A 24,730-nucleotide genomic window follows, 5' to 3' on the forward strand; every position below is an offset into this window, starting at 1 on the left:
AATTACGCTTTAACACGGTTTGCAATAAATTGCGTAAGTAAAGGCACTGGACGACCTGTTGCACCTTTATTTGCACCCGATGTCCATGCAGTACCTGCAACATCTAAATGTGCCCATGTGTAGTCACGGGTAAAGCGTTGTAAAAAACATGCAGCTGTTGTTGCGCCTGCACCGACTGGGCCTGTAATGTTGCCCATGTCCGCAAAAGGAGAATCTAAGCCATCTTGGTAGTCTTCAATCACAGGCATGCGCCATACACGGTCGAAGGTTTGTTCGCCTGCAGTATTAATTTCGGTAACCAATGCATCGTTTGGAGAAAATACGCCACTTAAAATTTTACCCAAAGCCACAACGCACGCACCAGTCAAGGTCGCAATATCAATCACTACTTCTGGGTTAAAGCGTTTGACATACGTCAGCGTGTCGCATAGTACCAAACGACCTTCGGCATCTGTATTTAAAATTTCAACGGTTTGACCACTCATAGTGGTTACAACGTCACCGGGGCGAACAGCATTGCCTGATGGCATATTTTCAGCGGCTGCAATTGCACCCACCACATGAATTGGTAAACGTGCTTCGCACAGTGCACGAATGGTACCAAATACAGATGCAGCACCACACATATCAAATTTCATTTCGTCCATACCAGCACCAGGTTTTAACGAAATACCACCTGTATCGAAAGTCACGCCTTTACCGACCAACACTATCGGGGCTTCTTCACGTTGTGCATTGTATTCGAGCGTAATGAGTTGGCCTTCACGATCAGAACCTTGACTTACTGCCAAAAATGCACCCATTCCAAGGTCAGCCATTTTTTGTTCGTCAAGTACTGTGACTTTAAGTAAGTCAGGGAACTCGGCAGCGAGTGACTGAGCAACTTCTGCTAAATATGCTGGGTAGCAAATGTTGCCGGGTTTGTTACCCAAATCACGAGCGAGGTTTTGACCAGATTCTAATGCATTGAGTAATTCAACTTGAGCCGTAGTCAGTGTTGTCCCTACAAGGTGAATATCTGTGAGGACTTGCTCATGTTTTTTTGATTTAAACTCATCATAGTGATAGTTAGCTTGAGTCAGGTTTAACGCAAAAATATAGTGGAATTGTTCAGGTAAAGCAGAAATATCAACATCAATAACATCAAACTTTTTCTGTGCCAGTTGAATGACCTGTTGCGCAAGTTTGCTGAGCTGGCGTGTGTTGAGTGTGCTTGTATCACCTAAACCAATGAGAGTCGTTGCGACTGAATAGGTGCTTTGACCAAGCGTAGGCAATACTTCATTGAAATTGGCAGTAAATTTTGCATGCTGTACCAGCGTGTCGAGTTGTTCGATGCCTGTTTGTTTTGAAGCTTGAGCAAGCTGTGTACTATCAATGAAAGAAAAAAGGGCAGGGCTATTGTTAAGCTGTGGAGACAAGAAAAGTTTCATATGTACTGAACGACCTTTAATTTCTAGGATAGAGGGGTTTGATCAAAATAACATTAGATATGAAGTCAACAAAACCTGCAATAATACGGTACAGTGTTTTGTTGTAAAACTGCATATTATAGATGAAAGAATAGCAAAGACTGTGCCATATGCTTTTTTATTCTGTGTATTCGGTTAAACTAAGCGCATATTTGTTTTTCGATCATGGAAAATACTTTTGATTATTCGGCGTTATCTGGCGAAACAGGTTTTAGCAACCACAATTGTTGTGGTGGTATTACTCACGCTCATTATGATGGGTGCAAGACTCATTAAATATTTTGGTGTGGCGGCACAAGGTCGTTTAGACAGTGGTGTGCTCTTTAGTATTATTGGCTATCGCCTACCTGAGTTTCTGACACTTATTATCCCATTGGGTTTTTTTATTGCCTTAATGCTGGTGTTTGGACGTTTATATACTGACAATGAAATGGCAGTATTTAATGGTAGCGGTATTAGTCGCAACCGTTTGGCAGGTTTGCTTATACCATTGACTGCATGTTTATTGGTATTGCAAATTGCGCTCATGGGCTGGATTTCACCTTGGGGGTTGCGTCAATTCCAACAGTTGACCAGTGCCCAAGCTATTCGTACCGGTTTTGATTTGGTTCGGCCAAAAGAGTTTGTCTCTTCGGGACCATATACGATTTACGCCAGTGATTTATCTGAAGATCGAAAAAACTTAAAAGACGTACTTTTTTATCAGCGGGCTCAAGCTGAAAATAAACCAGATATTGTTATTTTAGCCCGTGAAGCGAAACGTGTAGATATTCCAGATGACACAGCCAATGTGGTTGATTTAATTGATGGTCGCCGTTATGAAATACGACCAGGTCAAGTGCAATATTCTCAAGCAGAATTTAAAAACTATCGTTTGCGTATTGAAAATGACCGTGAAGCGGCTGTTTCTGGTGACCAAGTTGAGTCGATGAGCATGGCAAAGTTATGGAAAAAACGTCATGATGCTGTGGTTCAAAGTGAGTTGGGCTGGCGTATTTTTGGCCCTTTTGTGATTATTATTGCGCTCATGCTTGCCACGATTTTATCTGAAGTGAATCCAAGGCAAGGCCGTTACTATCGTTTACTACCTGGTATTTTAATTTTTGCCAGTTTAATTGTGGCACTCATGGCTGTAAAAACACGTATGACTCGTGGCGAGCTTCAAATTTGGGCATATCCTGCAGTGGTTTTGCTATACGGCATTGTCACGTTGGTCTTTATGAAATCGCCAAACTTAGCCCCTAAAATTAAATCTAAATTGAGCAAGTGAGGTCCATGAATGTTTGCACGCCGTCTTATTGCCAAGCATGTTACCAAAACCACAGCACTTGCTATGTTAGGCGCAACCGCTGTTTTAACCATGTTACAGGTATTGTTTACTTATTTGGCTGAACTGAGCCAGTTAAAACATGGCTATAATGCCATTCAAGCATTGCAGTTTGTTGGGTGGAATACACCGCACTATTTATATCAGATTTTACCTATTTCGGCTTTAATTGGCGCCGTGATTGGCTTGGGTACGCTAGCATCAAATAGTGAATTGGTGGTCATGCGCTCAGTGGGTGTAAGTTTGTGGCGTATTGTGGGCTGGGTCATTCGTTCAGCCATGCTTTTAGTGATTTTATCTTTCGCTTTGAGTGAATGGATCATTCCGTATAGCAGTGAAAAAGCAGATGGTCTAAAAAAATATCAAACGGTTGCTTCTTTAGGTGAAGTGAAAGGCTATTGGACACGAGAAGGCCAACGATTCATTTATATTGATTATGCAAATGACCAAGGTGCTTTGAAAAATATACAAGTACTCAATTTTGATGATCAATACCGCCTCAATACACTGACCAGTGCTAAAACAGGTCAATTTAAAACAGATGGTCATTGGCTGTTGGGCAATAGTGATGAAGTCACTATTCAGCAAACAGGTAATGCAGTATTACAACATGCGACACAGCAAGATTTTGAATTGGCATTACAACCTAAATATTTACATATGGTGACGATTGATCCTGAAGATTTATCGCCAAGTCAGCTCGTTTCTTTTATTGGCTATTTGTCTGAATACAGCCAAGTGCCTAAAACCTATCAATTGGCATTTTGGAAAAAAGTGGCCATGCCATTTTCGTTGATTGCATTGGTTGTGGTGGCATGTTCGTTTATTTTTGGCCCATTACGTCAGCAATCTATGGGTTTTAAATTGGTCATCGCTTTATTTGTTGGCTTAGGTTTCTATTACTTACAAGACTTTTTAGGCTATGCCAGTTTGGTATATACCCCATCACCTTTGTGGTTTGTTTTTGGCCCTATTGCGCTGATTTTGCTTATTGGTGGTTATTTATTACACCGTGCAAAATAGTGTGAATTGGGGTTGTAAATCTTTGTAGCTTACCACCTTGGTAACATAGTCTATTGCTCAGAAATTAGGTAATATAGATATTTCAAGTAAACAACAAAGAGAATATACAATGACGGACGCTAAGGTTGGCAAGATTCCGCATATCTTGGTCATAATGGATGGTATAGGTCATAGAGAAATAGCCGCAGATAATGCTGTGCTTGCAGCAAAAACGCCAAATCTCGCCCAAATGAAAAAGAATCACCCACACAGTTTAATCTCTGGCTCAGGTGAAGATGTGGGGTTACCTGAGGGGCAAATGGGTAACTCAGAAGTCGGACACATGAACCTTGGTGCTGGCCGTATTTTATATCAAGATTTTACCCGTATTACGAAAGACATTCGTACAGGCGAATTTGAAAAAAATCCAGTACTTGTAGATGCGGTAGAAAAAGCCAAAGCGGCGCACGGTGCAGTACATATTATTGGCTTGCTTTCAGCAGGTGGTGTACATGCCCATGAAGATCATATTGCAGCCATGTCTGAGCTCGCACTTAAACGCAATGCTAAAGTATATTTACACGCATTTACCGATGGCCGAGATACTCCACCAAAAAGTGCACAGCCATCATTAGAAAAGCTCGATGGTTTATTTGCAAAATATCCAAACCAAGGGCGTATAGCCACAATGGTTGGTCGTTACTTTGCAATGGATCGTGACAACCGTTGGGATCGTGTAGAGCAAGCGTATCGTGTGATTACAGAAGGCGAAGGCCTACGCACAGCACCATCTGCACAAGATGCTTTAGCACAAGCATATGAAGCAGGTGAAACTGACGAATTTGTAAAAGCAACGCGTATTGGCGATAAAGCCCCTGTACAAGATGGCGATGTTGTTATTTTTATGAACTTCCGTGCAGACCGTGCACGTGAGTTAACTCGTGCTTTTGTAGAAACCGATTTCACAGGTTTTGAGCGTAAAGTACAGCCAAAACTGTCTGAATTTGTGATGCTGACACGTTACCAAGCTTCTATTAAAGCACCTGTAGCGTATATGCCTACAGAGCTACACAACAGCTTAGGCGAATATGTATCTAACTTAGGTAAAACACAGTTACGTATTGCCGAAACTGAAAAATATGCCCATGTAACTTTCTTTTTCAGTGGCGGGCGTGAAGACGAGTATCCTGGTGAGCAACGTATTTTGGTAAAATCACCAAATGTTGCAACATATGACTTACAGCCTGAAATGAGTGCTTATGAAGTGACAGACAAAGTCATTGAAGCATTAGAGTCTGAAGCATTTGACTTAATCATCTTAAACTTTGCCAATGGTGATATGGTTGGTCATACTGGGGTATTTGATGCCGCAGTGAAAGCTGTAGAGACTGTAGATACATGTGTCGGTCGCATTTATGATGTTGTCAAGGCAAAAAAAGGCCACATGCTAGTCACAGCAGATCATGGTAATGTAGAGCAAATGCAAGATTACGTGAGTGGTCAGGTACATACGCAACATACTACAGAACCTGTGCCATTTATTTATGTTGGCCCAACACAGGCGACCATTGCTGATGGTGGTATTTTAGCCGATGTTGCACCAACGCTTTTAGCACTTATGAAGTTGCCACAACCTGAAGAAATGAAAGGTCGTAACTTAGTGACACTCACCCCTTAAAAGGAATGTACATGATTGCACCACACAAAATAATTGCCCTTTGTTTAGGTTTAATAAGTTGTGTGGGTCATGTTGCAAATGCTGCCGATACACAGTTTTCGGCAGCACCTTCAGATTTTGATAAAAACACCACAAGTAACCAAGAAATTCCTATAGAGTCTATTCAAAATTTTGTGCAAATTTATGCCCTGATTAAAGATAATTATGTAGATGAAAGAGCAGATGACCAACTGTTTGATCAAGCCATTAAAGGACTTGTGAGTGGCTTAGATCGTTATTCCCGTTATTTGTCGCCAGAAGACTATAAAAAATTATTACAGTATACCGATGGTGATTTAGCATCCATTGACTTCGAGCTGATTTTAGATAAGTCAAAACAACAGTGGTTTATTCGTGGTTTAAAAGATACTTCAGATTCAGCAAAACTAGGTTTACATAATGGACAATCTATTTATAAAATAGATGGTGTGGAGTTGAAAGATTTAACGGTCGAGCAAGTTAAAAACTTGGTTTATGGTGCAATTGGTACAGCCATTAATTTACAAACGACGCCAACATCACCCACAACAATTATTATTAGAAATCGAAAAATCGAAGCGGAAGTGAGCAGTAATTTATTAAAGAATCAAGTTTTAGTCATTAAAGTTCCTGTATTTCAACAAGAAACAGCCAGTGAAATTAAAAATATTTTAGATCGCTCTGTACGTAAAAACGTTAAAACTGTATTGATTGACTTAAGAAATAATCCGGGTGGATTGTTGTCTTCAGCAGTAGAAACTGCAGATTTATTTTTAACCAGTGGTGTCATTGTAAAAACGGTGAGTCGATCTGAAGGAAGCCAGACCTTTCAGGCTTTGCCAAGTAAAGAATCTAATGATTTTAAGGTTGGTATATTGATTAATCAGCGTTCTGCTTCTGCGGCAGAAGTATTTACTGCGGCGTTGAAAGACCATCGCCGTGCATGGGTGATGGGTGAAAAAAGTTATGGTAAAGGGGTTGTACAAAAGCTATTTCCATTACCTAATGGTGCTGCAGTACAAATGACAGTGTCACACTATATTACACCAAGCGGTAGCATGATTGATGGTAAAGGAATTATACCTAATCAAGTCATCACACCTGTGAGTGACGAAAAAGACAGTACCTATTTAGATGAAGTCTCAGATGCATTACTAGTACAGCCTTAAAGTCAATGAGTGGTACTAAGCATCATTGCGTTGGGATTTTATAGCCCCCATTATTTAAAATCTTGTAGAGGCTATGATTTAATAGAATTGATTTAGATCGCTATTACAATTGGATGAGATTATAGCGCAGTGCCAAATGAGTCATTTTCACATCACTATCGATATTTAGCTTTTCAAAAATACGGTAGCGATAGGTATTCACAGTTTTTACACTCACGAAAAGTTTATCTGCAATATCTTGTGCGCTATGGCAGTTTACAACCATCATTGCAACTTGCATTTCTCGTTCTGACAGTTGGTCAAAGGGTGACAATTGTTGGTCAGATAAGTAAGAACTTGCCAATTGTTCTGCAATATCTGCGCTGAAGTATTTACCACCTTGCATTACTTTTTTAATGGCACGAACCATTTCATCAATGGGTGCACCCTTTGTAATATAGCCTTTTGCACCTGCTTTAAGAATGAGTGATGGATAAGGCTCTTCAGCAAGACCGCTGACAGCAATAACACGTGTTTCGGGTACGCTTTGTACAATACGGCGTGTGGTTTCAATACCTCCGATACCGGGCATATTGACATCGAGTAAAACAATATGTGGATGATGTTGTTTGGTAAGTGTTAAAGCATCTTCACCAGATTCAGCTTCGGCAATAACATGGATACCGACTTGGTCTGCTAACATTCGACAAATACCAGTACGTACCAATTCGTGGTCATCTACGACTAAAACTGAAATCACATTTTACCTCGTGGGTTAACTTTTTTGTTACATAAAGCAAATTAAACTTGCAATTTTACCATAAAGTTAGCAATGTTATCTTAAAACACAAACCTATATCGCATTTATGCGAAACCATTGGTTTGCAGTGTTCTGTTATACGCCAATGTAAGTCAATTGGTGAGTATAAGCAAATGTCTCTCAGCGTCCTTTGAGTCGAGTGTAATATCGTGAAAATTTTTAAAAAGATCTCGACATACTTTTTGGGTGTGTCACTGTGTATCGGGCTATCTAGCACAAGTTTTGCAGAGCTTCAGGTTAATACTACGCCTATAGGTGTGCCTAAAGCACAGATCAGTTGGTCAGATGATGATGCTAAAAATCTCTTATCTAATGATGCTGATGAGGAAGATGCCCCAGAAGGGGGTACTGTTGTTTCAATTACTCAAAGACCGGGTACAACAACAAAGCCACCTCCTGTGTCAGATACTCGGTTTTTTAATAATGCAGGACCCATTGTAAAAGCAGGCTCAGCGTTAGTGATGGATGCTCAAACAGGTGAGGTGCTGTTTAGTAAAAATAGCAGTACAGCTCGTCCAATGGCTTCCATTACCAAACTTATGACTGCTGTAGTGATTGCAGATGCCCACTTAAATATGTCTGAACAGATTACGTTAGATCAGGTTGACTTTGTTGGGCCTAAGCAAGCCAGTACAAAACTTCGTATCGGTGATCAAATGAACCGTGCTGAAGTTCTACTGATGGCACTCATGAAATCTGAAAACCCTGCTGCTGCTGCTTTAGCACGTACTTACCCGGGTGGGAAGGTCGCATTTATTAGTGCAATGAATTTAAAAGCACAACAATTAGGTATGCATTCTACACGCTATTTCGAATCTACGGGCTTAGATGCACGTAATGTCTCTTCTGCACGTGACTTAGCTATTTTGGTGGCTGAAGCATATAAATATGGGGCGATTCGTCAATTTTCATCAACAGCACATTATGACTTCGACTTAGGGTATCGCATGTTAAATGCCAGCAATACCAATGCTTTGGTTCGTAATGGCGGTTGGAACATTAATTTATCTAAAACAGGATTCATTAATGAAGCAGGGCGCTGTGTAGTGATGCATACGACTGTGAACTCACGTCCTGCAGTGGTTGTTTTGATGGGTGAACCTACAACAGAAGCTCGCAATGCTGATGCGACAGATCTCTTAAATTGGCTGAGTGCTTTGCCCAAAGATGCTTAGTGTTTTATCGGTAATAAAAAACCCTGTTTGAAAACAAGGTTTTTTATTACGACTCTATATTACATGTTTGCTAAAATAGAGGTTTTCACATCATTCATTGTGGCATCAATGGTGAGCATGACAGCATCGGCACATTGTTTGATGGCAGTATCTGGATCTTTTAAGCCATTGCCCGTTACAGTACAGACAATTACTGAACCTTCAGCAATTTTACCGGCTTTAATATCACGAATTGCACCACCAAGAGATGCCGCAGATGCTGGTTCTACAAACACACCTTCGTACATAGATAACATGCGCTGTGCTTCTAAAATTTCACTGTCTTGCAGTTCATCGAACCAGCCATTTGAGTCACGTACTACAGCTTTAGCATGGTTCCAGCTTTGAGGGTTACCAATACGAATCGCTGTAGCAACTGTTTCAGGTGATTCAATTGGTGCACCACGTAAAAATGGTGCAGCACCTGATGCCTGATAGCCAACCATTTGTGGTAGACCTTTAGGTTTTGGCCCTGTGAACTGGTCTGTTTGCGCATCGTAAATCACTTGCTCAAATTCGCCAACAGGTTGGTTCGCCACTGCTTCTGTGTAACCCATCCAGTGTGCAGTAATATTTCCTGCATTACCTACAGGTAAACAATGGTAGTCAGGTGCACGGCCTAAAGCTTCAACCACTTCATAAGCAATGGTTTTTTGACCTTGTAAACGGTATGGATTAATTGAGTTTACAATAGTGACCGGTGCTTCATTGGCAATTTCTTTGACCAAACGCATACCATCGTCAAAATTACCACGAATTTGCATGGTAATTGCACCATACATCATGGCTTGAGCAAGTTTACCCATGGCAATTTTGCCTTCAGGAATCAGTACAAATGCTTTGATACCTGCACGTGCTGCATAAGCTGCAGCTGCTGCTGATGTATTTCCTGTAGATGCACAAATAATCGCTTTAGAGCCTTCTTCAACAGCCTTGGTTACAGCCATTGTCATACCACGGTCTTTAAACGATCCGGTTGGATTTAGGCCTTCATATTTGACATAAATTTCAACATCTTTACCAATAATACGTGGAATATTTTCAAGCTTAATCAGTGGTGTATTACCTTCACCCAAAGAAATTGCACGTGTATTTTGAGATACAGGTAAACGATCACGATAACGATCTACAAGACCAGTATAACGATTGGCATTCGACATGATGATGTTCCAAAATTTGTTAAAGCGGGTGAGGCATTGAATCCTCACCAGTGAAAGTTGATTAGCTATCGAGCGATTCTAAACGAATTCTCATCACTTCGCCATGTGTTGCAGGCAATGCTTGAATTTGTGAAATGGCTTCGTCCATTTTAGACTCTACAATAGGGTCTGTCATAATCACAATGGGTACACGGTTTTTAAGACGCGGTTGTTGTAAAATCGCATCAATACTAATACCACAGTTGCTTAAAATAGTGGTGATGTTTGCTAATACGCCAGTGCGGTCATCAACATTCACACGTAAGTAATAGCCGGTTGTAAACTCTTCGCGGCTTAAAATATTAATGTCTTCGAGTGATTCAAAGGCCAATTGTGGAATAGTACCTGAACCATCTTCTGTATAAGAAATATCACGTACAATATCAATAATATCTGCGACAACTGCAGAAGCTGTTGGGCCACCACCTGCACCTGGGCCTGAATACATGGTTTGACCGACAGCGCTGGCTTTTACAGAGACTGCATTTTGTACGCCGTTAATACTTGCAAGAGGTTGTTCTTTCGGAATAAGCGTAGGGTGTACACGAAGCTCAATGCCTTTTGGAGCACGGCGAGCAATACCAAGGTGTTTAATACAAAAACCAAGTTCTTCGGCATACTGCACATCTTGTGCCGTAATTTTGCTAATACCTTCGGTATAGACTTTGTCAAACTGTAATGGAATACCAAATGCAATTGATGCTAATAAGGTGAGTTTATGCGCGGCATCAATACCTTCAACGTCAAAAGTTGGATCGGCTTCTGCATAGCCAAGTTCTTGTGCTTCTTTGAGTACATCAGCAAATGGTCGAGCTTTGTCACGCATTTCCGTTAAAATAAAATTACCTGTGCCGTTGATAATTCCTGCAAGCCATTCAATACGGTTTGCGGCTAAGCCTTCACGCATGACTTTAATAATTGGAATACCACCTGCAACAGCGGCTTCATAAGCAATTTGTACAGTGTGTTGATCCGCAGATGCAAAGAGCTCATTGCCACACTCTGCAAGTAGTGCTTTATTTGCTGTCACAACTTGTTTGCCGTGTTTGATTGCTTCAAGGAAGATTTCTTTCGCAGGAGAAAGGCCACCAATGAGTTCAATGACAACATCTACATCGGGCTGACGTACGATTTCTAATAGGTTCGCGCTTTGTTGAATACCTTCAAGGTTAAGGTCTGGACGTGGGCGACGAGTACCAACATGGGTAATTTGAATTTCTCGACCTGTACGGCGTTTAATTTCTTTGGCATTTTCTTGTAATAGTTGTAGCACACCAGCACCGACAGTGCCTAGGCCAAGGATGGCCAAACGAACAGGTTTCACGTTACACTCCAAAAATAATCTAACGATTGACTTTAGATCATAGCTAAAAAAAATGAGATTACATAGGTAAAGATGTGTGAATCTTTACCTATTTTCTAATTATTTGCTTAAACGCTTCGCCAAGTCATCTGCTGTGAGGTAGCCACCAAGATAATGCCCGTCTTGGCTATAAATCGCAGGTGTACCATTGACACCAATTTTTACGCCTAACATGTATTGTTCTTTGACAGGATTTTTACATTCTTCTGCAGTGATATTTTCACCTTTCGCTACGGCTGCAAATGCAGCTTTACGGTCTTTGCTACACCAAATGCTTTGCATGTTTGGGTAGAATTGTTCACCACGTGGCCATGCAATATAACGTACCTCTATACCTTTGGCGCTAATTTCAGGCAATGACTCGTGTAGTTTATGGCAATAAGGGCAACTTGCATCTGTAAACACATAAACGACATGTTGTGTTTTTCCTTGCGCTGGGTAGACAATTAGGTCTTTATTGTCTAAAGCTGCAAATAATTTCTTATTTTCTACTGCTTGAAGATCTTCACCAATATTATGAATTTTACCATCACCAAGACCTAAAATATCACCCTGAATTACATATTTTCCATCTGCTGTTGCATAAATAGAAGGCGCACCTTCAAGATTGACCCAGTAGATGTTTGGTACTTCAGTTTTTTTAATATCTGTGATTTTAATATTAATATTTGATTTTTTGAATTGTTCTTGGAATGTTGTGATGAGGCGCTGTTTTTCATTGCGCTCTAAAATTGGTGATGCTTCACCTGTTGCAGGTGTTGTCGCCGTAAACGTATCACTTTTTTGTTCATTGGCTTTATCTTTTGAGCAGCCTGAAAGCAATGCAGTGAGCGTAAGAGTACAGGCTACAGCTATTTTAGTATAACGAAAGAACATAAAAAACCTTTATTAGTCAAAAAAGAGTCAACAACTGATGGCTAGCATAACAAAAATATATCTTATATTTGTGAAATTTCATGGTGTAAATGTCACAAGCCATTTTATGGCTAGCCTCTAGGATGAAACTGTTCATGGAGCTGTTGTAAGCGAACTTGTGCTACATGCGTATAAATTTGAGTGGTGGATAAATCTTGATGTCCGAGTAGCATTTGTACTACACGTAGATCTGCGCCATGATTAATCAAATGCGTAGCAAAAGCATGACGTAGGGTATGCGGTGAGAGGGGAGCGTTAATATTGGCAATCAGTGCATATCTTTTAATCATATACCAAAAGTTTTGTCGGCTCATCACACCACCATTTTGGGTGAGAAACACATAGTCGATTGTGCTTTGGTAGAGTTTGGGTCGTGCTTCATTGAGGTATTTCTCGAGCCACTCTATAGCTGTTAAGCCTAACGGAACAAGGCGTTCCTTATTTCCTTTCCCTTTAATTCGAATAAATCCTTGTTTGAGGTTGAGCCGATCTGTTTCAAGAGTAATGAGTTCGGTGACCCGTAAACCTGATGCGTATAGTACTTCAAACATGGCTCGATCACGTAAGCCGAGTGTCGTATTCGTATCTGGTGCGTATATGAGTGCTTCGACATCTTGCTCACTCAAATCTTTAGGCAAGGCTTGGCCAAGTTTTGGGCTTTTATGTTGCGCTAGAGGGTTATCTGTACGTAATTTTTGTTCGCGCAAGAATTTAAAAAAAGAGCGTAATGCTGACAATATCCGAGCAATTGAACGTGGACTTTTATCTTGAACTTTGAGTGTGTCGAGTACAGTGGAAATATGTTCGTGATTCCAATAAGGAATCGGGTCTTTGCTGAAGGTTGCACACTGCACTAAATCGCTTAAATAGGCATTACGTGTATGTGGACTGACTGAGTTAGCGACCAAATAATCACGGTAAGTACGTAAAAAAGGCATGCTTGCTGGAATATTTATAGCACTTGGCGTACGTGGTTTTTTATTGGTTGGCATATTTAACATAATAAATAAAATTAATTTAATGTAAATTGACGCTAAAGTCGATGCATGAGATTAAATTTGTTCACATTTACAACATATAAATTATTCTCATTTCGTTTTATAATTGCAAAAAAGGTATGGAATCATTACGGTGCGATTATCAGAGTTAAAAGTCAAGCAAGCTGCTATTGTTCAAAGCGTGAGCGGCCATTCTTCTGAAACAGAGCAAAGTGATTTAATCGCAAGTCGACTAGAAACACTCGGTTTTGTACCTGGAGTACAGGTGAAAGTGATTGCACGAGGTATTTTCGGTGGAGATCCAGTCTTAATTCAAGTTGGATTCACCCGTTTTGCATTACGCAAATCTGAAGCAGAAAAAATTGAAGTCAGTTTGGAACTAGGAGTTTCCGCATGAGTGAAGGGCTTAGAGTCGCCTTAGTTGGAAACCCAAATTGTGGTAAGACCTCAGTGTTTAATCAGCTTACTGGTACGCGGCAGAAAGTGGGGAACTATGCCGGTGTGACCGTAGAGCGTAAGGTTGGTTTTTTTAATTTACCTTCTGGCCAGCAGGTACGTGTTTTAGATTTACCAGGGACTTATAGTTTAAATGCCACTAGTCCAGATGAAGCAGTGACTCGAGATGTATGCTTGGGAAAAATTGACGGTGAAGTACAACAAGATGCTTTTTTATGTATTGTTGATGCCACCAATTTAAGTTTACATTTGGGTTTGGTACTTGAAGTGATTGCTTTGGGTAAGCCTGTGCTTGTTGTTTTGAATATGATGGATGAAGTACGTCGCCGTGGTATTCAAATTAACGTACAAAAACTCTCTGAATATTTAGGTGTAGCTGTTGTTGAAACGGTTGCTAAAAATACATCAGGCGTAAGTAACTTGATTAAGGCATTACAAGAGCAACGTTTTTCTTTTGCATCACATGAAATAAATCAACTGAGTGGTACATCGCATCAAAAAGTACAACGTATTTTAAATGATGTAGTGGTATATGTGGACAAAGAAGATAAACGTACTGAGTTTTTAGACCGTATTTTTTTACATCCGGTACTTGGCTTAGTGACTTTAGCATTGCTGATGTTTATTGTCTTTCAGGCTGTATTTACATGGGCCGCCCCTTTTATGGACAGTATTGAAGGGGCTTTTAAATGGCTTGGTGAGTTTGTTGGCGGCATGATTTCACACCCCCTACTACATAGTTTAGTGGTAGATGGGATTGTTGCAGGTGCAGGCAGTGTGGTGGTGTTTTTACCACAAATTATTATTTTATTTTTCTTTATTCTATTACTTGAAGAAACAGGATATTTACCACGCGCTGCTTTTTTGCTTGATAAGCTTATGTACAAAGCTGGCTTAAGTGGTCGTTCATTTATCCCACTGTTATCGAGTTTTGCATGTGCTATTCCGGGCATTATGGCAACTCGAACGATTAATGATTCACGAGATCGCCTGACGACCATTTTAGTTGCACCGCTAATGACGTGTTCAGCACGCTTACCTGTGTATGCCTTACTGATTTCAGCATTTATTCCAAATAAAACGGTATTGGGATTTCTGAGTTTACAGGGTTTAGTGTTATTTGCGCTATATATGGCAGGGATTGTAAGTGCGCTGGTCGTAGCTTCTGTGATTAAATTGTTTCGTAAAGATAAATCTGAATATGCTTTACTGATGGAGTTACCAAGTTATCAGTTACCAAGTGTAAAAAGTATTGCCATTGGCTTACTAGACCGAGGTAAAATCTTCTTAAAGCGTGTCGGTGGTATTATTTTTGCGCTGTCTATTTTGCTCTGGTTTTTGTGTACATTCCCACAACCGCCAGAACATGCCGTGCTCCCTGCCATTGACTATAGTTTCGCTGGACGTTTAGGGCAAATTATACAGCCGCTATTTGCCCCGATTGGTTTTAATTGGCAAATTTGTATTGCACTGATTCCCGCTATGGCTGCACGTGAAGTGGTGGTTGCCTCACTTGGGACAGTATATGCATTGTCTGGTGCGAGCGACGATGAGGTGGCACAAGGCTTATCGCACTTGATTAGCTCACCCACGTCTGGTTGGACAATTGCTACAGGCTTATCTTTGTTGGTGTGGTTTATTTATGCACCGCATTGTTTAGCAACACTCGCAACGGTACGCCGTGAAACAGGTTCTTGGCGTATGGTGGCATTTATGACAATTTATTTGTTTGGTTTGGCTTATTTAGCAGCCTTTCTGACCTATCAAATTGCCTTACATTATTTTGGCTAAAATCGAAGGAGGCTAAAATGGTTGAAGTGGTGATTATTGCAGCACTGGTGATATGGAGTACGGTGTATACCTTTAAAAAAGTATTTCCGCAATCCGCATTTAAAGTGTTTACAGCACTAGCCAATATTTTTGAGCAACAGAAACTGCATAAGTTGGCCAGTTGGATTCGTCCACCTATGGTGACTGGTTGTGGTGGCGGGTGTGGCTGTAGTTCAGATGAAAAAACACAAAAAGTGGTGGACAGTGTAAAAGCAGTGAAGTGGAAATAATATTTTAGTCACCTGTCGAATAAAAGGTCACCCAAGCGGTGGCTTTTTACTTGAATAACACAAAAAAACCTTTGTTATATTTAATCTATAAAAGCAATCTGAAAAGCAAAGTGCTACCATTTCAAAATTAAAAAATCACAATATAAATAGGATCTATATGTTAATTCAACGTGGTGGATTAAAGGTTGTGGCTGGGCTCGGTGTATCTGGTGTTTCAGCGGTTAACTTTTTAGTTGAAAATGGATACCGTGTGGCTGTAACCGACTCTAGAGTTACTCCACCAGGTTGTGAGCAGATTCCAGAACATATTGATACTCATTTTGGCCAACTCGATCAAGAATTATTACTCAGTGCTGAAGAAATTATTTTAAGTCCTGGGCTTTCTCCACAAATCCCTGAAATTCAACAAGCAATCGCACAAGGCATTTCTGTTGTCGGGGATATACAATTGTTACGCCGTGCAACAGATGTTCCTATTATTGCAATTACAGGCTCAAATGCGAAAAGTACGGTCACGACATTGATGGGCCAAATGGCACAAGATGCAGGGAAGAAAGTTGCTGTAGGTGGTAATTTGGGTCGCCCGGCACTTGACTTACTTAAAGACCAACCAGAGTTGATTATTTTAGAGTTATCTAGCTTTCAGTTGGAAATGACATCAAATCTACATGCTGAAGTGGCCATTGTATTAAACATTAGCGAAGACCATCTAGATCGTCATGGAAATATGTTGGGTTATCATACTGCAAAGCATCGTATTTTTCAGGGGGTAAAGCATGTGGTCTATAACCGAGATGACAGTTTAACTCGCCCGTTTGTACCAGATGTGACGCCCATGAAAAGTTTTGGGTTAACTGCACCAGACATGAACCAATACGGTATTTTGACAGATTTAGACGGCACAATTTGGTTGGCAAGAGGACGTGAGCGTTTAATTAAAAGTAGCGACTTGTATATTCAAGGCACACATAATGTTGCCAATGCTTTGGCTTGTCTTGCTATTGGCGAATTTATGGGACTTACACGAGAAAGCATGCTAGAAACGTTAAAGCAGTTTAAAGGCCTTGCACACCGATGCGAATATGTAAATACCAAAGCAGGTGTTCGTTATTACAATGACTCTAAAGGCACAAATATTGGTGCAACCATTGCAGCAATCGATGGTCTGGGTCAAGCGATTGCCGCACAGTATGGCAAGGTTGTTTTAATTTTAGGTGGGCAAAGTAAGGGGCAAGACTTTAGTGTACTTAAAAATGCATTGGCGCGTTATGTAAAGCACGTTGTTTTGATTGGTGAAGATGCAACCAAAATTAGTAGTGTAATTTCAGATGTTGTTCCTGTGACTTTTGCCAATACCTTAGTAGAAGCTGTTCAATATACGCAACAGGAAAGTGAACCCCAAGATGTGGTACTACTTTCGCCTGCTTGTGCAAGTTTTGATATGTTTACAGGGTATGTCGATCGAGGTCAGCAATTTGTGGCATGTGTGGAGGCTTTGAACGATGATCGGTAAGAAGAAAGCAAGTCATATCAGTACCGTAAAAATCTCTCGTTGGTCTGAATGGTCTGAACGATTAGCAGACGTGTTTCCAAAGGAGTTATGTGCTCGAAATATTCTTTTATTTTGTGTGTTCTCTTTATTTGTAATTGGTGCGGTTATGGTAGCTTCAGCCTCTATGCCGTATGCAAATACCACGTATAAAGATCCATTTTATTTTTTAGAGCGCCATGTGATTTCAATTTGTGTGGCCTTTGTGGTTGCTGTCATTGTTTCTCGTTTTACTTTGGAAGTATGGTTTAAGAATATTTTTCTAATCTGGTTATTAACCATTGGTTTGTTGTTGGTGACTTTAGTAATTGGTACTGAAGTGAATGGTGCTAGGCGTTGGATTCGAGTCGGTTTTTTCACACTACAGCCTTCAGAAATTGCCAAATTGGTTATGGCTATTTTTACAGCAGATTACGTGGTGCGCCGTGCCAATGAGGTACGTAGCGGTTGGAAAGGGCTTGGCCGTTTGGCTTTAGTCATGTCTGTGTCATTATTTTTTATTATTTGTGAGCCTGACTTTGGTTCGACATTTGTGATTGTCGCCATGATGTTTGGGGTGTTTTTTTTAGCGGGTGCACCATTTAAACAGTTTGGTGTTATGGGTATCGCGATTGTTGTATCACTAGGCTTGCTGATTTTATTAGAGCCTTACCGTTTAGCACGTTTAATGTCATTTTCAGACCCTTGGGAAAATCAGTTAGGCGCAGGTTATCAGTTATCTAATGCACTTATGGCCTTTGGCCGTGGTGAATGGTTTGGGGTGGGCTTGGGTCATAGTATGCAAAAAATGTCTTACTTGCCTGAGGCACATACTGATTTTATGTTGGCTATTTTGGCTGAAGAGTTTGGGTTAGTCGGAATTATGACAGTGTTGTCACTAGAATTTATTATGTTGGCATGCTGTTTAAAAATTGGTTATAGGGCATTACACAATAACCACTTACGTGCAGGTTATTTGGCTTATGCGATTGGTTTTATTTTTCTAATGCAGATTTTGGTCAATGCAGGTATGAATATGGGCTTGCTACCAACCAAAGGTTTAACTTTGCCATTTATTAGCTATGGCGGGTCATCTTTAATGATGTGTACTGCCATGATTGTACTTATTTTAAAAATTGACACATCAACTAAGAAAACCAATCCACAAAAAGAGATTGCTGATTTTTAATTTTTAAATCAGACATGCTAAACCACATTTAGCATGTCTGTTATTCGTATATACCATTTAATGTCATGCTGTGAGGTATTTGATCTATAGACCATTGCGTAATGGCTTGTTTGAGCATAAGGCAAGGTCGGTCGAGCTCAATATGCGGTTGTCCTAAGCAGTATAAAGCGTGTTGAAGTAATTTTGGTGCTTGTGTTAAATCTAAGGCTTGCGCTAAATTTTGCTTTGAGAGTTTTTGTCCATGTTTATTCATGGCTAATGGCAAATGCATATAGTTTAAAGTGGGCGCTTTGAGTAACTGTGCAAGCCAGATTTGACGCGCAGTATTGTCAAGTAAGTCAGAGCCTCGTACCACATGTGTAATACCTTGTAGCGCATCATCGACGACCACAGCTAGCTGATAGTTAAAAATACCATCTCGGCGTAGTAAAACAAAATCACCTAAGTCGTGTTGTAAGTTAGAGCAATGTTGGCCTTGTAATTGGTCTTGAAAGCAAATGGTCTGATCATTGACTTTGACTCGAACGGCTTGCTGTGAAAAATCAAGTTGAAGATTACGGCAATGTCCTTGATAAATGGCATTTGAACCTAACATTTTTCGAGTACATTGGCAGGCATATACCAATTGTTGTTGTTTGAGCTGTTCAATGGCTTGATGATATAAATCTAAACGATCTTTTTGGTAAAGAATGGGAGCATCAAGTTCGAATTCAAACTGGTCTAGGCAGGCTAAAATATGTGGAATGCTTACAGGGTCTATACGTGGAATGTCTGTATCTTCAATACGGACAAACCATTGCCCTTGTTTAGATTTTGCTTCGCAGTAGCTAGCAACAGCAGTAATGAGTGAGCCAAAATGAAGAGGGCCGGTTGGAGAAGGCGCAAACCGGCCACGATACAGACTAGGCTGAGTGTTGTTGACACTCATGATTTAGCCTTTATTTTGTTTTTCTTTAATTTCTGCCAATGTTTTACAGTCAATGCATAATGTTGCTGTTGGGCGAGCTTCTAAACGGCGTAAACCAATTTCAATACCACAGGTTTCACAAAAGCCGTAGTCACAGTTTTTAATGGTTTCTAAAGACTTTTCAATTTTACGAATTAAACGGCGTTCACGGTCACGTGTACGAAGTTCAATGGCAAATTCTTCTTCTTGCGTTGCGCGGTCATTGACGTCAGGTAAAGCAGATGATTCATCTTGCATTGCGCTTAACGTGCGGTCAACTTCAGACATTAAATCATTACGCCAAGCCAATAGAATTTTTCTGAAGTGTTCAAGCTGTGCATCAGACATGTACTCTTCGTTTTTATGTGGCTCGTATGGTGCAATGCCAAATAAGCTTGCTGTGGACCCTGAAACTACTTTAGCTTTGGTTTTGCGCCCACGTTTTGGCGCCTCAGCTGTAATGCTATTTGTTTGTTCATCTAACACTGGGTTTAGAGCATCATTCGCCATAATTGGGCTTTTCCTCATCATATACGTAATCACAACGTATTGGTTGTGGTGATCTGCAGGCTTTTTATTATTGACCTTTGCTATATTGCAACACCACCTGCAAGGGCTCGCTATCATAAAGACTTTTTTTGTGCTTGAATAGTCTTTTTATCGACCATTTTTGGGTACAGCAATAGTCAGGGCGATTTAACTTAATATAAATTTAAAATAATGAAAAGCTAGTAACCCGAAATATTTAGATTTATTTGTGGTTGAGCATCATAAACTCGATAAACTTCAGTCTCTAAGTGCCCATTGTCATGTAGTTTTAACACACGATATCCCGGTGCTACTTGGTCTAAAGCGAAGTCTTTACTTTTGGGTTTAAATTGCACGCAGGTTGAAGGCACCGAAAGGACCTTTATATTCCCAAAACAAATTTGAGCTTCTTGATGAATATGGCCATGAATGATGGCCTTAATATTCGTATGCTTTTCGAGCACTTTTGTAAAATCACGTGTATTTTTTAGACAATGTTGGTCAATCCAATCTGATTCAACATGTAAAGGATGATGATGACAGCCTAAAATGATATGTTTATCTTGTTGTTCTTCTAATATGTATTCGAGTTGTTTTAACTGTTCACAGTCAATATAGCCATCTGTTTGCCCTGTGACAGCACTACTCAATAAAATAATGCACCATTGGTCTAGATCAATCACTGTGATTTTTTTTTGTTGTGGATATGGAAAACAGCTGAGATTATCATGGTTACCAGGGGTTTGATAAAAAGGAATATTCAGCGCTTGCATATAATTTAAATAACGCTCGTAAGTTGCAGGGACCGCCACTTGTGCTACATCACCCGTATGAATAATGCTATCAATCTGATGATATCGATCACAAATATCATGCATAGTGCTGTGAAATGAATATTCGGGATTCATATCAATGAATCTTTTCTCTGGAGCATCCATTAAATGGGTATCACTAATTTGCACAAGCGTTTTTATCATGATGTATGCTCACATATTATTGCAACGCTGCAATATGTTGTTGTAGCCATTGTAATGCCATAATGACAGGTGCGTTACGTAGACGTTGCTGTGCAAATAACTGAGGGAGTTCATCATAATTAAAAATATGTGCTTGAATATTTTCACCTTCTTCAACAAGGCCAAAAATAGAGCCATCTGTTGGAAGTACTGCTTGAGCAGTGTAAAGATAAAACAATTCATTACTTGCACCAGCAGAAGGATAAAAAGTAAATAGATGTTGTAAATCAAACAATGTGCAATCAGCTTCTTCTAAGCTTTCACGGTATAAACAAGTTTCTGGTGATTCATCACCATCTAGTAATCCTGCAACAATTTCTAAATGCCATGGTGAAATTGGATCATCGATTGCACCAACTCTAAATTGTTCAATCAATAAAAACTGTTTTTCTTTGTCATTATAAATGAGTACGCCAGCAGCTTTTTTACGCCGAGCACATTCTCTTTGTACGACTTCAGAGTAGTTGTTTTGTTGAAATAGGCGATAGGAAAGACTGACGCGTTCGAGTTGGACAAAACCTGTATAAATGGGTTCTCTTTTAATGATTCTAAGATCTTTTACAGTATATTGATTCGCCATTACAATTACGCATGTGCTTAGGGAGTTCTTATGCTAACTGAGATCAAACAATCAATAAATGTTTAATTTATCTTCTTTTGTGATGCTATTTACAGTATCGTGATTGAGTATTAAATAGCACAATGTATTGTTTTTTATTTCTTATTGTAATTATTTGTTTCTTTAGTGGTCTTTCTTGAGTTGTGAGTATGCATTGCAATCATGAGCGATGCTTTCTATGTGAATACATATAGTCATATAAAAATAGTGATTTTCTGTCACGATATCGTCAAAGCAATATGTTTTAATAAAAGCACCCATTTATAAATATAGTTTTGGAGATCATCTTGAGCTTAAAGAATCCGATGTTATCTCATCATATCTCATCGCAATATAATGAAGATTTACAAGAAGTAAATGCTAAGTTTATGTCGATGGGCGGCTTACTTGAGCAACAGGTAACAGATGCAATTCATGCACTACTTGATGCAGATATTAGTCTAGCTGTTGATGTGCAATATAAAGAGCAGGCAGTCAATCGTTTAGAATGTGAAATTGATGAAAGTTTAACGATTATCTTGGCGCGCCGTCACCCAGCTGCGATTGACTTACGTATGGTAATTGCGATGAGTAAAGCCAATACAGATTTAGAGCGTATTGGTGACGAATCCGCAAAAATTGCAGGTATTGCTAAAACCTTGTGCGAAGAGGGTGGTAGTGCCCGTGGTTTTATGGAAGCCCGTCACATTGGTAATCAAGTACGTGTCATGATTCATGAGGCGCTTGATGCTTTTGCACGTTTAGATACCGAGCAAGCATTGAAAGTACTACGTGCAGATGCAGATACAGATCGTGAGTATCAATCGGCGACACGTACGCTAATGACATATATGATTGAAGATCCAAGACAAATTTCTCGTGTACTGAACGTGTTGTGGGTTTTACGTTCATTAGAGCGTATAGGTGACCATGCCCGTAATATTGCAGAACAAGTGATTTACATTGTCAAAGGGTTAGATGTTCGACATACCAGTGTTGATGAAATTGAAAAAAAGGTCACAGAAGATACGCATAAAGAACAAAAGTAAGCATAAAATTGAAAGGGGCATCATATTGTGCCCCTTTTTAAAGTTTCATTATAGATAAAAAAAACCCCAAACCTTGGGGGAGGAATGGGGCCAATAAGGGGGTATTACTTATTGTTATAATGTCTTTAAACATTGCTAACTCTATAAAACTATATTACAAACAGAACGGACATTTGTCATGCATGATCGTGTAAAGCCTTGTAGCGTTATGCATGTAGTTTGTTAAGTTAGGTTAACGTTATAATGACAAGCAATGTCAGCGAAAACCAGTGCCATATTATACTGGCTTCCAACCTTCGGCTTTTTCTACACTGGTATCATTTTCAAAAAACTTTTCACGCTGTTCTTCTAAAAAAATCTTAGATTCAGGTTCAAATACATTCAGTCGTTTTTCATTAATGAGCGTAGTCTGATGTTGTAACCATTCTTGCCATGCTTGTTTTGAAACAGTCTTCAAATATGCTTCACCTTTTACTCCAGGAAATGGAGCGAAATCTAAAGCATCCATATTTTTTTGGTACTTACGGCAAAATACTTGATTTGGCACGGTATTCTCCTATGAAATAGCTGGTGTGTAGAGGTTTTCAATACGAACATAGCCACGTTCAATGGCTGCTTTTACTTGTTTTGGTGCGGTACCACCAATATGATCACGTGCACTTACAGATGCTTCAAGTGTCAGTGCTTTATCAAACACGTCTTGAGTGATTAAATTTGAAAATTGTTGTAACTGTTCCAGCGTGAGCTCAGATAAATCTTTATCTTCTGCGACACCAAGTGCTACAGCTTTACCTACAATTTCATGTGCATCACGAAAAGCGACGCCTTTTTTCACCAAGTAGTCTGCGAGATCTGTTGCAGTTGAAAAACCTCGGAGAGCAGCTTCACGCATAATATCTATATTAGGTACTAGTGCAGGAATCATATCTGCAAAAGCCATTAAGCAACCACGAATAGTATCAATGGCATCAAATAATGGCTCTTTGTCTTCTTGGTTATCTTTGTTGTATGCCAATGGTTGACCTTTCATGAGTGTTAATAAACTCATTAAGTCACCAAATACACGACCCGATTTGCCACGAACCAATTCAGGTACATCTGGGTTTTTCTTTTGTGGCATGATTGATGAACCAGTACAAAAACGATCTGGGATTTGTACAAATTTAAATTGTGCCGATGTCCATAAAATTAACTCTTCAGACATACGCGATAAATGCATCATGATCAGTGCTGCTGCTGCATTAAACTCAATCGCAAAATCTCGGTCAGATACAGCATCAAGTGAGTTTTCACAAACTGCCTCAAAGCCCAATAGTTGAGCTGTATACGCACGATTAATTGGGTAAGTTGTGCCTGCAAGTGCTGCTGATCCAAGAGGTAGGCGATTGGTACGTTTGCGACAGTCTTGTAAACGTTCGCTGTCACGTAATAACATTTCAAACCATGCTAAAAGGTGATGACTAAACGTTACAGGTTGTGCTGTTTGTAAATGGGTAAAACCCGGCATAATGGTATGGGTGTGTTGTTCTGCTAAGGTTAAAATACCCATTTGTAACTGTTTTAGCGTTGCCAACGTGCTATCAATTTCATCACGTAAGTATAGACGAATATCTGTTGCAACTTGGTCGTTACGGCTGCGACCTGTATGCAGTTTTTTACCTGTAATACCAATTCGTTTGGTCAGTTCGGCTTCAATATTCATATGCACATCTTCAAGGTCAATGCGCCAGTTAAATTGTCCAGCTTCAATTTCTGTTTGAATTGTATTTAAGCCTTGAATAATGTCATCACGTTCTGCTTCAGTAAGCACACCTACGCTAGCAAGCATGGTGGCATGAGCAATTGAGCCTGCAATATCTTGTTTGTAAAATCGCTGGTCAAACTGTACAGAAGCGGTAAATTCAGCGACAAAAGCATCGGTTGCTTCTGTAAAACGCCCGCCCCACATGCCTGAAGTATGTTGAGATGATGTCTTTTTTTGATCTGGTGATGTGGTCATGGTCACTCAATATAGTTAATTGTTGCAGGTAGATATCATATCAAATGTAAATATCTTAGCCTACAGGCTGATATTTAAGTTATTTTAACAGATGATGATCTGAATCTGAGCTTAGTGCTTATAAATGGTCAAATTTTTGCGTATTTTACTGCGATTGAATGCATGTATAGATTTATTCGATGCTTATGATGGTAAAACTTGAGCAAA

The 24,730-nt window shown here is 39.8% G+C and carries 23 protein-coding genes; 11 read left to right on the plus strand and 12 right to left on the minus strand.

Annotated features, from left to right (window positions below):
- Positions 1-2 precede the first annotated feature (2 nt).
- Positions 3-1,433 (minus strand): leucyl aminopeptidase, encoded by a 1,431-nt coding sequence (locus tag BLS38_RS07785; protein WP_092748314.1) that lies wholly within the window; start codon positions 1,431-1,433, stop codon positions 3-5.
- A 217-nt stretch (positions 1,434-1,650) separates the two neighbouring features.
- Between BLS38_RS07785 and lptF the strand changes: the two genes are divergently transcribed.
- The 4 genes from lptF to BLS38_RS07805 all read left to right on the plus strand — a co-directional run bounded on the left by lptF (position 1,651) and on the right by BLS38_RS07805 (position 6,666).
- On the plus strand, positions 1,651-2,742 hold the full coding sequence (gene lptF, locus BLS38_RS07790; protein WP_092748316.1) for an LPS export ABC transporter permease LptF: 1,092 nt from the start codon (positions 1,651-1,653) through the stop codon (positions 2,740-2,742).
- 9 nt (positions 2,743-2,751) lie between these two features.
- Positions 2,752-3,822 (plus strand): LPS export ABC transporter permease LptG, encoded by a 1,071-nt coding sequence (lptG, locus tag BLS38_RS07795; protein ID WP_092748318.1) that lies wholly within the window; start codon positions 2,752-2,754, stop codon positions 3,820-3,822.
- 109 nt (positions 3,823-3,931) lie between these two features.
- The gene (gpmI, locus tag BLS38_RS07800) at positions 3,932-5,479 is read left to right on the plus strand and encodes a 2,3-bisphosphoglycerate-independent phosphoglycerate mutase (protein WP_092748320.1); all 1,548 of its coding nucleotides are present in this window, start codon (positions 3,932-3,934) and stop codon (positions 5,477-5,479) included.
- Positions 5,480-5,490: 11 nt separating this feature from the next.
- Positions 5,491-6,666 carry a S41 family peptidase gene (locus BLS38_RS07805; protein ID WP_092748322.1) on the plus strand — a complete coding sequence of 392 codons (1,176 nt, stop codon included), beginning with the start codon at positions 5,491-5,493 and terminating at the stop codon, positions 6,664-6,666.
- Between the two features lie 103 nt (positions 6,667-6,769).
- Here the strand turns inward: BLS38_RS07805 and gacA are convergent, their stop codons facing one another.
- Positions 6,770-7,405, minus strand: a complete 636-nt coding sequence (gacA, locus tag BLS38_RS07810; protein ID WP_092748324.1) for a response regulator transcription factor GacA — start codon at positions 7,403-7,405, stop codon at positions 6,770-6,772.
- Positions 7,406-7,614: 209 nt separating this feature from the next.
- Here gacA and BLS38_RS07815 point away from each other — a divergent pair, with 209 nt between their 5' ends.
- Entirely contained in the window at positions 7,615-8,640 is a 1,026-nt protein-coding gene (locus BLS38_RS07815; protein ID WP_143230119.1) for a serine hydrolase, read from the plus strand.
- Positions 8,641-8,699: 59 nt separating this feature from the next.
- Here the strand turns inward: BLS38_RS07815 and thrC are convergent, their stop codons facing one another.
- The 4 genes from thrC to xerD form a co-directional block, all read right to left on the minus strand.
- Positions 8,700-9,839, minus strand: coding sequence for a threonine synthase (thrC, locus tag BLS38_RS07820; protein ID WP_092748326.1), 1,140 nt, complete (start codon positions 9,837-9,839; stop codon positions 8,700-8,702).
- A gap of 61 nt (positions 9,840-9,900) precedes the next feature.
- Positions 9,901-11,202 carry a homoserine dehydrogenase gene (locus BLS38_RS07825; RefSeq protein ID WP_092748328.1) on the minus strand — a complete coding sequence of 434 codons (1,302 nt, stop codon included), beginning with the start codon at positions 11,200-11,202 and terminating at the stop codon, positions 9,901-9,903.
- A 99-nt stretch (positions 11,203-11,301) separates the two neighbouring features.
- Positions 11,302-12,117, minus strand: coding sequence for a DsbC family protein (locus tag BLS38_RS07830; RefSeq protein ID WP_092748330.1), 816 nt, complete (start codon positions 12,115-12,117; stop codon positions 11,302-11,304).
- 110 nt (positions 12,118-12,227) lie between these two features.
- The gene (xerD, locus tag BLS38_RS07835; RefSeq protein WP_092748402.1) at positions 12,228-13,148 is read right to left on the minus strand and encodes a site-specific tyrosine recombinase XerD; all 921 of its coding nucleotides are present in this window, start codon (positions 13,146-13,148) and stop codon (positions 12,228-12,230) included.
- A gap of 139 nt (positions 13,149-13,287) precedes the next feature.
- Between xerD and BLS38_RS07840 the strand changes: the two genes are divergently transcribed.
- The 5 genes from BLS38_RS07840 to ftsW all read left to right on the plus strand — a co-directional run bounded on the left by BLS38_RS07840 (position 13,288) and on the right by ftsW (position 18,387).
- Entirely contained in the window at positions 13,288-13,551 is a 264-nt protein-coding gene (locus tag BLS38_RS07840) for a FeoA family protein (RefSeq protein WP_092748333.1), read from the plus strand.
- Positions 13,548-15,401, plus strand: coding sequence for a ferrous iron transporter B (gene feoB, locus BLS38_RS07845; RefSeq protein WP_092748334.1), 1,854 nt, complete (start codon positions 13,548-13,550; stop codon positions 15,399-15,401). Before BLS38_RS07840 ends, feoB begins: the two co-directional genes overlap by 4 nt.
- A 17-nt stretch (positions 15,402-15,418) precedes the next feature.
- Positions 15,419-15,670: a DUF6587 family protein gene (locus BLS38_RS07850; protein WP_092748335.1), complete on the plus strand. Its 252-nt coding sequence runs from the start codon at positions 15,419-15,421 to the stop codon at positions 15,668-15,670.
- A gap of 157 nt (positions 15,671-15,827) precedes the next feature.
- Positions 15,828-17,183, plus strand: a complete 1,356-nt coding sequence (murD, locus tag BLS38_RS07855) for a UDP-N-acetylmuramoyl-L-alanine--D-glutamate ligase (protein ID WP_092748336.1) — start codon at positions 15,828-15,830, stop codon at positions 17,181-17,183.
- Entirely contained in the window at positions 17,173-18,387 is a 1,215-nt protein-coding gene (gene ftsW, locus BLS38_RS07860) for a putative lipid II flippase FtsW (RefSeq protein ID WP_092748338.1), read from the plus strand. Before murD ends, ftsW begins: the two co-directional genes overlap by 11 nt.
- A gap of 40 nt (positions 18,388-18,427) precedes the next feature.
- On the opposite strand, the gene gluQRS is transcribed toward ftsW, so the two are convergent.
- The 4 genes from gluQRS to BLS38_RS07880 form a co-directional block, all read right to left on the minus strand.
- Positions 18,428-19,315, minus strand: coding sequence for a tRNA glutamyl-Q(34) synthetase GluQRS (gluQRS, locus tag BLS38_RS07865; RefSeq protein WP_092748340.1), 888 nt, complete (start codon positions 19,313-19,315; stop codon positions 18,428-18,430).
- Between the two features lie 3 nt (positions 19,316-19,318).
- Entirely contained in the window at positions 19,319-19,843 is a 525-nt protein-coding gene (dksA, locus tag BLS38_RS07870; protein WP_092748342.1) for an RNA polymerase-binding protein DksA, read from the minus strand.
- A 218-nt stretch (positions 19,844-20,061) separates the two neighbouring features.
- Complete coding sequence (gene cpdA, locus BLS38_RS07875; RefSeq protein ID WP_092748344.1) at positions 20,062-20,838, minus strand: 3',5'-cyclic-AMP phosphodiesterase; 777 nt, start codon at positions 20,836-20,838, stop codon at positions 20,062-20,064.
- A 16-nt stretch (positions 20,839-20,854) separates the two neighbouring features.
- Complete coding sequence (locus tag BLS38_RS07880) at positions 20,855-21,457, minus strand: NUDIX domain-containing protein (protein WP_092748346.1); 603 nt, start codon at positions 21,455-21,457, stop codon at positions 20,855-20,857.
- A gap of 326 nt (positions 21,458-21,783) precedes the next feature.
- On the opposite strand from BLS38_RS07880, the gene phoU reads away from it, so the two are divergent.
- Complete coding sequence (gene phoU, locus BLS38_RS07885; protein ID WP_092748348.1) at positions 21,784-22,524, plus strand: phosphate signaling complex protein PhoU; 741 nt, start codon at positions 21,784-21,786, stop codon at positions 22,522-22,524.
- 277 nt (positions 22,525-22,801) lie between these two features.
- Here phoU and BLS38_RS07890 read toward each other — a convergent pair whose 3' ends face one another.
- Both BLS38_RS07890 and argH read right to left on the minus strand, forming a co-directional pair.
- The gene (locus BLS38_RS07890) at positions 22,802-23,071 is read right to left on the minus strand and encodes an oxidative damage protection protein (RefSeq protein WP_092748350.1); all 270 of its coding nucleotides are present in this window, start codon (positions 23,069-23,071) and stop codon (positions 22,802-22,804) included.
- A 9-nt stretch (positions 23,072-23,080) separates the two neighbouring features.
- Entirely contained in the window at positions 23,081-24,523 is a 1,443-nt protein-coding gene (argH, locus tag BLS38_RS07895) for an argininosuccinate lyase (protein WP_092748352.1), read from the minus strand.
- Between the last annotated feature and the right edge of the window lie 207 nt (positions 24,524-24,730).

Origin of the sequence: Acinetobacter boissieri, from assembly GCF_900096955.1 — a bacterium.
Taxonomy (GTDB): domain Bacteria; phylum Pseudomonadota; class Gammaproteobacteria; order Pseudomonadales; family Moraxellaceae; genus Acinetobacter; species Acinetobacter boissieri.